Origin of the sequence: Leptolyngbya sp. 'hensonii' (assembly GCF_001939115.1) — a bacterium.
In the GTDB taxonomy this organism is placed as follows: domain Bacteria; phylum Cyanobacteriota; class Cyanobacteriia.
The window spans coordinates 87,775-99,973 of the sequence record NZ_MQTZ01000012.1; the positions used below are offsets into that span (position 1 = coordinate 87,775).

Below are 12,199 nucleotides of genomic sequence, written 5' to 3' on the forward strand. Positions count from 1 at the left end.
TCTTACTCCTGTTCTGGAAACTGTTGGCGCAGTCGCCGGACAAGCTGGTATAGCTCCGGCAACCGACCGTATAATACTGACGCTTTTAGAAATACTTTGTGGGGCATGGCTGGGAATCCGGAGACCACTTCACCAGGAGCTACATCTCCAACAATGCCAGCTTTAGCAGATGCGATCGCCCCGTCACCAACCGTCACCTGGTTATTCACGCCCACCTGTCCAGCCAGAATGACGCGATTGCCAATTTTGGCGGCACCCGCTAACCCGGCCTGACCCGCAATGGCACAACCCCGACCAATACGGCAACCGTGGGCAATTTGAACCAGATTATCAACCTTGGTATCTTGCCCGATCAGGGTTGTCCCTGTGGAGGGGCGATCGACCGTCGAGTTGCATCCAATTTCAACCCGATCTTCCAGAATGACAGAGCCAGACTGTTCAATCTTAAACCACCCCTCCCGGGTTGGCGCGAATCCAAAGCCCTCAGCACCAATCACAACGCCACTATGGATGACGCAATCTGCCCCGATTTGGGTTCGTTCATGAATAGTGCAGTTGGCATGTAAAACAGTGCGATCGCCAATCTGGACCCCGGGATAGATCACAACATTGGGAAAGAGACAGGCCCCAGCCCCAATTTTGACCCCGGCATGAATCGTTACGTAAGGACCAATATAAACCTCAGGGCCAATCTGGGCGGAGGGATCGATGATGGCTGTTGGATGAATTTCTGGAGCGGGTTGAAACGGCTTATAAAATAGCTTAATCACCTGAGCAAAAGTCAGTCTGGGATCAGGGACAGCGACCCAGGCCAGTCCCCGTGCTGTGACTTTAGCCTGAAGCGCTTCCTGCATCGGCACGATTAAGGCACTGGCCTTTGTCTTTTCGATAAACGCGGCAAATTTAGCCCCTTCAATGTAACTCAAATGCTGAGGTTGGGCTTCATCGACTGCGGCCAGACCGGTAATCTCTGGGTCATTGTCTGGTGTCAATTTCAGACTACCAGGTGCTTCAGTCAGGCTTAAGGTTTGAACCAGTTCACTAAATTTCATGATTTATTTCATGATTTTGGGTATGTCGAAACCCGGAGGTTGATTTCAGCAGGTGCATGCCTATAACGCTACCCATTATCGCGCTAGAATGCGTCACATAAAACATTGGGAAAAACCAATGAACGATAAGATTACTGCTTCGGCCTGCAGTTGGGCGATGTGGTGTCATCTCTCCTCCCTGGCCTGGATACCTGCGATGTTCCTGGGCATTCCCATTCCCATGGGTGGGTTTGTGGTCCCCCTCTTGATCTGGTTGGCGAAACGAGAGGCTCACCCTTTCATCGATGATCAGGGCAAAGAGTCTGTCAACTTTCAACTCTCCATGCTCCTTTATTCCCTGGCTGCATTCATTCTTCTGCTCCTGTTGGTCCCTGTGGTTCTTCTGTTCGGGGGAGCTAGGGGCGATGCTTTAATTGGTCTGTCCATTGCGTTATTGATTGGACTGATCCTGGGATTGGCTGGTTTGATTGGATTGTTCGAACTCGTAGTGGTGATCTTTGCGGCGGCTAAAGCTGGTAATGGTGAATTTTATCGCTATCCTCTAACCATAAGATTTTTAACGTAATGGATCCTGAGAAGCTTGCCACTGGCAGGAGAACGGGGTTGAATAGGAGACGACAGATCAGCCCTCGACTACCTAGTGGGTGTATCCCATGCTTCAACTGAAGATTTTAGCGAATACATTGTTGAAACTGCGTCCAGTGCAATCAACGCAACTGGCGGACGCAGAAAAGCAGCCGATCGCAGCCAATGCTATTTTGAATGTGCAGTCTTACAAAGTGGAGGGGGACCATCTGAAGGTTGCCTTCGCTGGGCAATCTTTTAAGGGGCGCAATACCTGGTACGTCTATGGCCAGCATGCCCAGCTCTTAAAAAGTGGCGTGGTCGTTCCTACGATCGGAAACTATCTGAAAATTCTAGTTAATACCTTCTTAAAGCTGAAGCCAGTGCAGTCTTTCCAGTTAAAGGATGAAGAAAAGCAACTGGTTCCAGCAGGGAGCATCTACACCGTGCAATCCTATGCTGTCCAACAGGACCATATCCAGGTCGCTTTGCTGGGTCAGTTTTTTAAGGGGCGCAACACCTGGTACGTTTACAAGGGCCATGCCGAAATCTTCAATCCCGATCAACCTAGGGGCAGCAAAACGCTGACCGAAGAGGACTATCGGCTGGCGGCAACCATGATCAATGTTTCTGTTGCCACTATCAAAGCAGTTGTTGAGGTTGAGACCTCTGGTGGGGGGTTTCTTCCAGATGGACGTCCTAAGATCCTGTTTGAAGCCCACTATTTCAGCTATTACACGAATCATGTCTACGATGATTCTCACCCTAATATTAGTTCCTATAGCTGGAACCGCAGTCTGTATATTGGTGGTGCAGCGGAATACAATCGGCTGAATCAGGCGATCGCCCTCAATCGCACCGCTGCCCTGATGTCCGCCAGTTGGGGGCTGGGTCAGATCATGGGGGATAATTTCCGGGCTGCGGGCTATGCCAACGTGGAAGCCTTTGTCAAAGATATGTACGAATCAGCCGGGAAGCAACTCCAGGCGATGGTCAACTTTATTAGGGCGAATAGCCTGGATGATGAATTGAGACGCCAGGATTGGGCTGGGTTTGCCAATGGATACAATGGCCCTGCGTATCGGCAGAATCAGTACGATCTGAAATTGAAAGCAGCCTACGAGCGGTTTATTTCCAGAGGTTAAACCTCAGGGAGTTTGTACTGGCTGACGATTCGCTTGGCGAATTCGGGTACATGGGCCTCCAGTTTCTCCGGATGGTTGCGCCGGGTGTACAGGTAATTACGGGTGAAGTGGGAATCGATCGAAAAGCGGGCGTACTCCAGGCCCTTGGGACCGATACGCTCGATCACAACCCCCATAAGTTTGGCTGCCCACATGGGTAAAGTCACCCCCTGATCGTAGGCCGGAATGCTTTGCTGCACGGCCTGTCGCCGATCGCCCTCGGACATCACAGGCTGGGTTTCAATTTGATCCAGCACCAGGTCCAGCATCTTCCGTCCCTGGGGATTCCGCACCACAATCCACTGCCAACCAAAGGGAGCCCCCATATAGCCCACCACCAGGTCTGCCAGGGAATTCACATAGTCAAAGCAACTCATACAGGACGGGGCGAAGACATCCTTAAGCTGGTTCGTCTTCAGACCAAAGAAAGGGACCAGTTCTGTAGAGCCGTCTGAATGTTTGAAGTGAACCCGAAAATCCTGCATGAACTCGTAATGCACCACCGTGTCAGGGGAACGACTGGTGGTTTCCAGGAATTTCTGGAGACCGGCACGGGTGACATTATCCACGCAAGGAGTGCCTAGCACATACAGCTTTTCCAGGCCGAGGTCTTTCTCCACCGATCGCAGAGCCTGGATCTGGCATCCCACCCCAATCACCAGCAGACGCTTCAGACCAGACTGTTCGATCTGTTCCAGCACCGATAGATTCGGGGAGAGGGTCGGCTTATTCACCCGTGCTGCCAGGATATCTTCGGGGGTGCGGGCAATGACTGGCTTGGGCTGAAATCGATCCGCCTCCGTGTTCTGGACACAGACCACCCCTTCCACCAGACCCCGATTCAGCATCTCGATCGCGATTGCGCTGACAATGCCCGTCCATTGGGCTCCCGGAATCGGGTCCTGTTTGCGGGCCGCCATCATCTCCTGATGCACCCCAAAATACCAATCGTCCGGACTGTCCAGATCCCGGCTACGCCCATGGGTCTGGGCTTCCAGCTCAGGAATTTGCTGATTCAGGAACGCACAGGCTTCTTTTACATAATGAACGTAGTAGGTATCGCAAAGGCCACATTCGCTGCATAATTCTTTTGCTGGACGGCGGCTGGACGGCTTCAGCGCTCGGGCTTTTTTATGCTTGGGAAAATCGGGGGCTGCAGGTGTCATCAAATGGTTTCTTGAAGTGGTAATCGCATCTCCCCATATTTTGAGGCAAATTGTGTGATTTTGAATCCCCGACAACTGGCTTTTATGACGCTTCGGGCCATCTATCGGGGCGGCTACGCCGATGTGGAACTGCATCAAACCTTGCAGCAGGCCACTCTATCTGAGGTCGATCGGCGGTTCCTGACCGAACTGGTCTATGGTACAGTGCGGCGGCAGCGGACTCTGGATGCCTGGATTGATTACCTCGGCAAAAAACCGGCTGCCCAACAACCCCCAGATTTGCGGATGATTCTGCATCTGGGTCTCTATCAATTGCTCTATCTCAACCATATTCCGGCGGCGGCAGCGGTAGATACGACTGTAGATCTGGCCAGACAGAATAAATTGGCCGGATTAACTGGAGTCGTGAATGGGCTGCTGAGACAATCTATTCGCCAGATGGAGCGCTCAAAGGGCAACGTCGATCCACCGATCGCTGAAACAGCAGACCCCATTACCCGTCTGGGCCTTCGGCATAGCTATCCCGACTGGATTGTGCATGTCTGGCAGGAGCAATTGGGGTTGGACGAGGCCGAACAGCTCTGTGTCAGGCTGAATCAGTCCCCTGCGATCGATCTGCGGATTAATCCCCTGCGAGCATCCCTGGCTGAGGTGGAGGCGGCTCTGCAGGCTTTTGGAGTGGCCGTTGCAGCCATTCCGGGATTGCCCCAGGCTCTACGCCTGACCGGTCCCGTCGGTGCAATTCAGCACCTGCCCGGTTTTGACCTGGGTGGGTGGATGGTGCAGGATGCCAGCGCCCAACTGGTGGGGCATCTCGTCGATCCCCAACCAGGGGAGACGGTCATTGATGCCTGTGCTGCTCCAGGGGGAAAAACGACCCATCTGGCGGAGTTGATGCAGGATCAGGGGACAATCTGGGCCTGCGATCGCAGTGCGGGGCGGCTACGCAAGGTACAGCAGAATGCCGATCGTCTGCACTTACAGAGCATCCAGATCTGTGCCGGGGATAGCCGAACCCTGAGCCAGTTTGAGGGGCAGGCCGATCGGGTCTTGCTGGATGCTCCCTGCTCCGGTCTGGGTACCCTGCACCGTCATGCCGATGCCCGCTGGCGACAGACCCCAGCTTCGGTGGCGGAGCTGGGCGTTTTGCAGGAGGAATTGCTCCACCAGGCTATCCATTGGGTCAAACCGGGAGGCATTCTGGTGTACGCCACTTGCACTCTCCACCCCCTGGAAAACGAACGGCTAATTCAGACCTTTCTCGATCAGCATCCAGATTGGGGCATCCAGCCTCCTGGCCCTGATTCGCCAGTCGCTGCCTTTGCCACCCCGGAAGGGTGGGTCAAGGTCTGGCCCCATCGCCATCAGATGGATGGATTTTTTATGGCGCGCCTGAAAAAGCAGTAACTAGAGGCGTTGCAGGCAACCTCTGTACGGGGGTGTCCCCTCTTGGGAGGGTGGGGCCAGCTTCTAATGGGTGTTATCTGAAGTAAATTAACAGGTTCAGACCAGGAATGGTGCGGGAGAGGGTCCAGAGAAGTAGGGAGATGTAGAGAATCCCCAGACTCCACTGATACCAGACCAAGGTGGCGATCAGTCCTGGGAGATGTTCATCCCGCACCCGCAGATCGTTAAAGCCCAACTTCAGCAGGTTGTTCAAACTAAAGTCAAAGTAATTGAGCCAGTTCCAGCGCCGATCCCAGAGGATAGGGAGATAGCGCTCCCGAAACAGGGGAAATCGAGGAATCACAGGCAACCGACCAATCAGTAGGCGCAACTGGCGCAGACTCCCCTCTTCCACAAAGTAACTGACCGTCATCAAGTCGTGGTAACGTCCCCGCTGGTAAATCAACCCGATCAGGAGCAGGGGAATGGGGATGGCCACCACACTGAGACAGCCCACTGTCCACCAGGGACGATCGGCCGTGCGAAAGATCGCAGTCATGCCCAGTAGGGTGAGCAGGGCAAAACTGCTCAGCACCCAGAGGGTTTCATCCAACCGTGGGACGATCGGCTGGGGACGCAGCCGCCGGAATCGGTCCACTAACCAAAGCATGACGCCAAAAAAGGCGATCGTGACGATCCCCACCCCCAGTACCAGCCAGGAGCTGGTGCCATAGAGGCTAAGCAGCAGTAGTAAATTCAGGCCAATCCATTGCAGGCCGCTCAGAAGCTGTCCCGTCGGGGAGAGGGGTTCTCCTGGGACAACCCGATCACGGACCCGCACGTAGGTGGAGAGGTCAATCCCGTCCATAGCCAGTAAATCAGTCAGGGACCGGAAAGGCCGATCGATCCGGCGCTGGACGATCCCCTCTGCCTGGAGTGGCGTGAAGCCAGCCTGAAGTAACTGCCGGATGGAAGCCGCATTGATATTGGTTCCCACAATTTTTTGCCCCAGTTCCCGCAGCAGAATCCGCTCGGTGGTGTATTCCACCTGATTGGCATCCGTGATCTGCTCCAACTCCCGAAAGTTACGCACCAATTCCCGCAACAACGTTTCATTGCCCTGCAGGGTGGGCACTGAGATCAGCCGCCCGATTTGCCCTGGGGTTCCCAACAGGCGGGATTGGTTGGAGTCAAACTTGAGTCCCGGCACATTTAGGTAAGCCGATCGGGCAAAACCTGTATCACTGAAATCAGCCTGGCCCAGCAGGGCCGCTCCCCTTAAGTTGATCGGAGCATTGAACTGGGTTTCGCGAAACGTCATCGATCGGCCGATCGTGGCTTCCGTCAAGAACAGTGCCTGCTCAAATTTGCTCTTAGTGAATTGAACTTCCTCCTGCCAGTGGACCTGGGCAAAGTCCGCGTTGCCCTGCCAGCGGGTGCGGCTAAAATTCGCCACTTGCTGAAACAGGGCCTGGTTAAATCCAGCGGTAGCCTGAAATTCGCTGCCGTAGAAACTGGCTCCCGCTTGAAATTGGGTCTGGTTAAAACGAGCTTTAGCGAAAAAAATGCTGTTGCGGAAGCGGACCTCCCGGCCAAAGGTGGCCCCAGCAAAACTGACCAACTGGCTGAAGCGAGTTTGAGACCAATCAGCCTCCTGGGTAAAGGTGGCTCCCTGAGCTTCGACCCGGTTCAAGAAAAAGGTATTGGCGAAGTTGACCGGACCACTCAATCGGGTCTGCAACAGCTTCAGTGGTCCCCGAAAAACACTCATCTGCAGAGAAGCAGGGGCAGGGGCACCCAGGTTAGGGGCAGTCAGGAGGGAGCGGGAGAGCTGGCTGAGCTGAGACAGGCGGCGGCGATCGCGCTGCAGTTGGGCCTGCTCTGTTGGAGTCAGCACCGGCAACTGGGCAGGCCCATAGAGGGGGGTGCGTAAGCCCAACTGGCTGCCGGTAAACTCCCCTAGAATCTGGGAGTAGCTCAGATCCAGGCCGATCGGGGGATTAGACCGCTGGAGCTGGTTCTGCAACAACCGATAAAACTCATCCCGAAAAGTACCGTTTTCCGGACGTAGGTCGATCGTGAACCGTTGCAGGTCAATCGTGCGAATGCCGTCACTCTGAACCGGCGATTTGATGCGGGTCTGCAATATTTCCAGGGTCAGGGGACTGAGGGCAGGTTGAGCGATCGTGGCCCAGGCCGGTTGGATGGGCAAACACAGCAGGATGATGGCGAGACAGAAACACAGAAATCGCAGGATGAGCATAGTTCCAGCGATCAAGGTGTGCGAGGGATGATCAAGTCTTGCAGGGCCAGGAAGATAATCATGCCGCTATCTTACAGCCGATTTTAGGGGCAGGGAAGTTGAAGACAAGGGGTTATCCAGCCGCGATCCCCAGAATTGTTTCCATCAGGAACGATCGATCACCAGCACCAGTTTGCCGGTCATTGATCCAGCCTCTAAGGTCCGGTGGGCTGTGGCTGCTTCCTCCAGGGGAAAACGCTGGTGCACCTGAATTTTGAGCTGTCCCCGATCGATCAGTTGAGCGCACTGCTCCAAAATATGGGCCTGGTGCTGCTGGGCCACCGTTAATCCCTTCAACATGGGTGTTAACATCAGCTCAAAGCTGGTCCTCAAATTTCGCTGTCGGGCTGTTTTCCAGTCTGTCGCTGGATCTGCATCCAGGATCGTCACGACATCACCATAGATGCGGGTTGCCGGAAAACTTTGGGAGAGCGTGGCTCCTCCCACCGAATCAAAGACGAGATCAACCCCTTCCCCATTTGTCCAGTTCAGAACCGCCTGGGCAAAGTCTGTCTGCCTATACAGAATCACCTTATCCACACCAAACTGTTGCACGAAATTGGCCTTTTCCTGGGAACCCACGGTGGTGCAGACCTGCGCCCCCTGTAACCGGGCCAACTGCAAGGCCACATGCCCTACCCCACCCGCTCCAGCGTGAATCAGAACCTTCTGTCCTGCCTGCAGGCGACCCCGATCGTGCAGGGCCTCCCAGGCCGTGATTAGCACCAGGGGAGCCGCTGCAGCCTCAGCAAAACTGATCGATCGGGGCTTGGCCGCAGCAAAGTGCTCATCCACAGTTGTAAAGTCTGCATAATTTCCGGGATGATCCCCCAGGCCACCATTGCAAAAGTAGACTTCATCGCCCACCTTAAACCGCTGTACCGCCGCACCTACAGCTTCTACCACCCCAGCTCCGTCACAACCCAGAATGGTGGGCAGACGCTCCGGATAAAAGGTGCCTCGGCGGCGGAGTTTGGTGTCGATCGGATTAATGCCAGCCGCTTTCAAGCGGATGAGTAGTTCGGTTGGACGTTGAATTGTGGGGTGTAAAATTTCCTGAGGCTGCAAGACATCGGGTTCACCGGCAGCCGTCATCAGTACTGCTCTCATCGCTCCCTCTGGTTTCCTAAAGCCAAGATACAAACAAAAAGACCCTGACAAGCAGGGACTGAAGGTGTGAGATAAGTCAATCACTGTCCTGGGTCAGGTCGTGACTTTATCCTTAAATGCTTTACCCGCAGAGAAAGCAGGAACTTTGGTTGCCGGAATATGCAGAGCCTTACCCGTTCTGGGGTTACGACCTTCGCGGGCCTGACGCTCACGCACCTCAAACGTGCCAAAACCAACCAGAGTCACCTTGTCACCTGAGGAAACAGTATCAACGATGACCTCCAGCATGGCAGTCAGGATGGCATCTGCTTCCTTCTTGGTCACACTGGCCTTAGCCGCGATCGCATCAACCAACTCACCTTTATTCATCAGTAACCTCAAAAATGCTACAAGCCAGATTCTACAAGTATTTTCGGAATTTGGCCTAGTTTTAGCAGATTTTAAGGATATTTAGAGCAAGTTTTGATCAAATGTAGATGACGACCTTGCTATCAATGCGACCAATATGGAGATTGCGACCATCCACATTGACGATTCCTTCGCAGGGTTCCATATCAAACTGAGTCTCGCCACGCTCATTGGTCCAGTTAACCTTACTTCCCCGCAAACCCAAAGTTTGCGGTCCGCTCCGGGCAATAAAGACCTTATGGTTCTTTTCCGGGAGACCCGTCTCCTTCCGAATTACCTTTACAGTGATCATGGTCAATGATTGCTGCGTAAGATATGAGGCAACGATAATTTTACCTCAAACCTTCCAAATTGAGAGTGTTAAAAACACCCAAACCTATGGGATCGATTTCACAAATTTGTAGCCTAGTTAAGCTCTCAGCGTAGACTAGTTTGGGATAATGCAAGACGAGATGTTCTGAGAACAAAGATGAGAGCCTTCCCATTAACCATGGTTTCTTTATTGCTGCTTCTGCCCTCTGGGTCCACCTTGGCGGCAAATCCTGAAGATGTCCAGAAATTGCTGACGATCGGTGAGTGTAATGGCTGCGATCTGTCGGAAGCCAATCTATACAACTTCATTCTGGAAGGGGCCAGACTCAGTGGAGCCAATCTGGCTGCTGCCGCCCTGCAAGGCTCTAATCTAAACCTGGCTCGACTGGACAAAGCTAATCTGCAAAAGGCAAACCTGGCTATGGTGAAGCTCCAGGGGGCCAATCTGCGCGAAGCGGATCTATCAGGGGCCAATTTATTTACGACCGATCTGACTAATGCCGATCTGACAGGCGCTAACTTGAAAGAGGCTGACTTAGAGCGGGCTAATCTGGAAGGTGCTAACCTCACTAATGCAGATTTGCGGGGCGCTAATCTTTCTAAGGTAAAGTTAACAGGGGCTAGGCTGACTGGGGCCAAGCTAACGGGTACGATCATGCCAGATGGAAAGGGATACCAGCCTGGACCTTCGAACCCTATTGGCAATCCATCCCTATCGCGATGACATCTGCTGCCCCATATCCAATCAAGGCAAGCCACTAACGTGAATCAGGACTCTTACAATCAACCTGTCATGACGCCCCCTGGGGGAGCGATCGATCTATTGGTGGAGCAGTTCAGGACAGAAGCCTATCAACATCAGGGAGACTGTTTGGCTCTACTGGCCCTGCTTCGTGCTCTGGAGAATTTGCATCGAGAAATCCGTGACACGCTATTTCAGGAATCTTTGCCGAGCGATCGCCAGTCTCTTTATACCCTACTGAGAAATATTGAAGCTGAGGGGGGATGGCCCTATGTTTATCGCCCGAAATTGCAGGTTTTTCTGGCTAATTTGCCAGTAGAAGAGGCGGGTCATCCAAGTGAAACTCCCGTTCCTGATACCCATTCACCATGAGGCTATCTCGGATGAGGCGTTACTTGCAGCGCCTCATCCTTTCCGGGCTGGCAACCTTGGGCTTAAACCTTTAAGACCCAGGCTGTCCGACTATTTGCACTGACCAGTGCTGCTGGAACGATCTCGATCCCCACCCCTAGAGCTTTGAAGGTTGCTCGAATGGCTGCAGCATGGGCAGATTCTGTACTGCCGATGCTAGCCCCTGCCGTGATCAGGGCTGGGGTTTTGAGTTTGGCCACCTCCTGGGTATAGGCGATCGCAGCATCTACCTCCAGGGCTAAGGCCAGCTTGGCAATATTAACATCATTATCCAGGTTGCCCTCCTGGTTCTTGATGTAGGATGAAACGTCGTAGCTGGCCTCTGCCATCACAGGTTTACCCCCCAGGCTACGCACGGCGGCAGCCAGAGCATCCCGATGCTGTTTGTGGTCTGCCTGATTGCGTAGGGCCAGCGCGAGCACGGCTTTACCCACATCACTGCTACTCAGCTTACCAGCAGCAAACCCATAGGCCCAAATCGCCTGATGCTCATAGTACAGGGCATTATTCAAAATCTTGATGTCGTTCTTTTTGTCTGCTGGGGCTGCATGAGCAACTTGAGCCACCAAAGTTGGAAGGGTCAATCCTCCCAGGACCCCCGTGATCGTTCCAGCCATCAGAAGGTCTCGCCGCGAGAACTGAGTCCGACGACGAGAGAGATTTCCGGACAGCATAAACCTTTCATTCTCCATGAGTGTCTCCTCAAAATGCAGAATCATTGATGCATTACGAAGAGGTATACGGAGAGCTGCTGAGATTGGATCTGCTGAAAATTAGTCGGCTTTGCTGAATGCAAATATGAATTACCCTCATCCCCAACCCTTCTCCCGCAGGAGAAGGGAGCTAAAACTCTTGTTCCCTCTCCTTTGGGAGAGGGCTAGGGTGAGGGCTGCATAAGGCTCAAACACGAAAATCATACTTCTATTCAGCAACGCCAATTAGTCCATTACTGTTGAAACTGCAACTGCAACTGTACCGTTCCAGATTCATCGGGGACACTAGCCACACGATTAATGCCGAATGGGCTGTTCACAACCGTTTGGGGTCTTCCAATCAGCTCAATCCGTTCATCTACCTTCAGAACAAGCTGGTTCTGCTCATAAATGTTAATCGGCAGATTACTGGAATTAGTCACGGGTTGGACTGGCGTTGTGGCCGCAGTTTGCGGTTTGATATCGATTAAGGAATTAGCTGACTGATCTGTTTTGGGAATGGAATCCAGGGTGGGCAGAGCAGGTTCTGCCTGAACGATCGCGGTCAGACTGAATGTGACCACGGTTGCAGTCAGGATAGTAGTAATGACGCTTAACATTTCTGAAATCCTCCTGAAGGAACTGCCGCTGTTGGCAGTCTGTGAAATGAAATTAGAGCTTTCCCTTCACACCACAAGAGCAGAGAACAAAAATTGATGGGCGAATTCGGATAATGGACTGAGCCAGTAAACTTCGACCGCAAGCCATAGCAAGAATTTGAAGCCAGGCAAGAAGCTTGAAACTGAGCGTCTGCACCCTGAACCTAAGGAGGAGTGCAACCTTCATCCAGCAAAACTCAGGCGAAATTTT

The 12,199-nt window shown here is 53.2% G+C and carries 13 protein-coding genes; 5 read left to right on the plus strand and 8 right to left on the minus strand.

All coding sequences use genetic code 11. The annotated features are described in order from the left end of the window. Nucleotides 1-2 precede the first annotated feature (2 nt). Complete coding sequence (lpxD, locus tag BST81_RS04820; RefSeq protein WP_075597409.1) at nt 3-1,052, minus strand: UDP-3-O-(3-hydroxymyristoyl)glucosamine N-acyltransferase; 1,050 nt, start codon at nt 1,050-1,052, stop codon at nt 3-5. A gap of 118 nt (nt 1,053-1,170) precedes the next feature. Here lpxD and BST81_RS04825 point away from each other — a divergent pair, with 118 nt between their 5' ends. Beyond that, the gene (locus BST81_RS04825; RefSeq protein ID WP_075597410.1) at nt 1,171-1,617 is read left to right on the plus strand and encodes a DUF4870 domain-containing protein; all 447 of its coding nucleotides are present in this window, start codon (nt 1,171-1,173) and stop codon (nt 1,615-1,617) included. An 88-nt stretch (nt 1,618-1,705) separates the two neighbouring features. Next, entirely contained in the window at nt 1,706-2,761 is a 1,056-nt protein-coding gene (locus BST81_RS28390; protein ID WP_216351213.1) for an N-acetylmuramidase family protein, read from the plus strand. Here the strand turns inward: BST81_RS28390 and BST81_RS04835 are convergent. After that, the gene (locus BST81_RS04835; protein WP_075597411.1) at nt 2,758-3,966 is read right to left on the minus strand and encodes a Coenzyme F420 hydrogenase/dehydrogenase, beta subunit C-terminal domain; all 1,209 of its coding nucleotides are present in this window, start codon (nt 3,964-3,966) and stop codon (nt 2,758-2,760) included. The two genes, BST81_RS28390 and BST81_RS04835, sit on opposite strands and share 4 nt — an antisense overlap. A gap of 54 nt (nt 3,967-4,020) precedes the next feature. On the opposite strand from BST81_RS04835, the gene BST81_RS04840 reads away from it, so the two are divergent. Continuing rightward, nucleotides 4,021-5,373 (plus strand): 16S rRNA (cytosine(967)-C(5))-methyltransferase, encoded by a 1,353-nt coding sequence (locus BST81_RS04840; RefSeq protein WP_216351214.1) that lies wholly within the window; start codon nt 4,021-4,023, stop codon nt 5,371-5,373. 73 nt (nt 5,374-5,446) lie between these two features. On the opposite strand, the gene BST81_RS04845 is transcribed toward BST81_RS04840, so the two are convergent. From BST81_RS04845 to BST81_RS04860, 4 genes are all read right to left on the minus strand, one after another. Continuing rightward, complete coding sequence (locus BST81_RS04845; protein WP_075597412.1) at nt 5,447-7,615, minus strand: pentapeptide repeat-containing protein; 2,169 nt, start codon at nt 7,613-7,615, stop codon at nt 5,447-5,449. Between the two features lie 144 nt (nt 7,616-7,759). Then, a complete protein-coding gene (locus BST81_RS04850; protein ID WP_075597413.1) occupies nt 7,760-8,764 on the minus strand; it encodes a zinc-dependent alcohol dehydrogenase family protein in 1,005 nt (334 codons plus the stop codon). A gap of 93 nt (nt 8,765-8,857) precedes the next feature. Next, complete coding sequence (locus BST81_RS04855) at nt 8,858-9,214, minus strand: HU family DNA-binding protein (RefSeq protein WP_290439417.1); 357 nt, start codon at nt 9,212-9,214, stop codon at nt 8,858-8,860. A gap of 16 nt (nt 9,215-9,230) precedes the next feature. Beyond that, nucleotides 9,231-9,464 carry a hypothetical protein gene (locus tag BST81_RS04860; RefSeq protein ID WP_075597415.1) on the minus strand — a complete coding sequence of 78 codons (234 nt, stop codon included), beginning with the start codon at nt 9,462-9,464 and terminating at the stop codon, nt 9,231-9,233. Nucleotides 9,465-9,662: 198 nt separating this feature from the next. Here BST81_RS04860 and BST81_RS04865 point away from each other — a divergent pair, with 198 nt between their 5' ends. After that, on the plus strand, nt 9,663-10,208 hold the full coding sequence (locus tag BST81_RS04865; RefSeq protein WP_075597416.1) for a pentapeptide repeat-containing protein: 546 nt from the start codon (nt 9,663-9,665) through the stop codon (nt 10,206-10,208). Nucleotides 10,209-10,277: 69 nt separating this feature from the next. Next, entirely contained in the window at nt 10,278-10,598 is a 321-nt protein-coding gene (locus BST81_RS04870; RefSeq protein WP_171974673.1) for a hypothetical protein, read from the plus strand. Nucleotides 10,599-10,660: 62 nt separating this feature from the next. On the opposite strand, the gene BST81_RS04875 is transcribed toward BST81_RS04870, so the two are convergent. Continuing rightward, nucleotides 10,661-11,329, minus strand: coding sequence for a ferritin-like domain-containing protein (locus BST81_RS04875; protein ID WP_075597417.1), 669 nt, complete (start codon nt 11,327-11,329; stop codon nt 10,661-10,663). Nucleotides 11,330-11,583: 254 nt separating this feature from the next. Continuing rightward, nucleotides 11,584-11,949 carry a hypothetical protein gene (locus BST81_RS04880; protein WP_075597418.1) on the minus strand — a complete coding sequence of 122 codons (366 nt, stop codon included), beginning with the start codon at nt 11,947-11,949 and terminating at the stop codon, nt 11,584-11,586. Nucleotides 11,950-12,199: the final 250 nt, after the last annotated feature.

Bases quoted from the DNA above. Each gene is read 5' to 3' on its own strand.
- lpxD (WP_075597409.1), bottom strand. From the start codon at position 1,052: ATGAAATTTAGTGAACTGGTTCAAACCTTAAGCCTGACTGAAGCACCT.
- BST81_RS04825 (WP_075597410.1), top strand. From the start codon at position 1,171: ATGAACGATAAGATTACTGCTTCGGCCTGCAGTTGGGCGATGTGGTGT.
- BST81_RS28390 (WP_216351213.1), top strand. From the start codon at position 1,706: ATGCTTCAACTGAAGATTTTAGCGAATACATTGTTGAAACTGCGTCCA.
- BST81_RS04835 (WP_075597411.1), bottom strand. From the start codon at position 3,966: ATGACACCTGCAGCCCCCGATTTTCCCAAGCATAAAAAAGCCCGAGCG.
- BST81_RS04845 (WP_075597412.1), bottom strand. From the start codon at position 7,615: ATGCTCATCCTGCGATTTCTGTGTTTCTGTCTCGCCATCATCCTGCTG.
- BST81_RS04850 (WP_075597413.1), bottom strand. From the start codon at position 8,764: ATGAGAGCAGTACTGATGACGGCTGCCGGTGAACCCGATGTCTTGCAG.
- BST81_RS04860 (WP_075597415.1), bottom strand. From the start codon at position 9,464: ATGATCACTGTAAAGGTAATTCGGAAGGAGACGGGTCTCCCGGAAAAG.
- BST81_RS04865 (WP_075597416.1), top strand. From the start codon at position 9,663: ATGGTTTCTTTATTGCTGCTTCTGCCCTCTGGGTCCACCTTGGCGGCA.
- BST81_RS04870 (WP_171974673.1), top strand. From the start codon at position 10,278: ATGACGCCCCCTGGGGGAGCGATCGATCTATTGGTGGAGCAGTTCAGG.
- BST81_RS04875 (WP_075597417.1), bottom strand. From the start codon at position 11,329: ATGGAGAATGAAAGGTTTATGCTGTCCGGAAATCTCTCTCGTCGTCGG.
- BST81_RS04880 (WP_075597418.1), bottom strand. From the start codon at position 11,949: ATGTTAAGCGTCATTACTACTATCCTGACTGCAACCGTGGTCACATTC.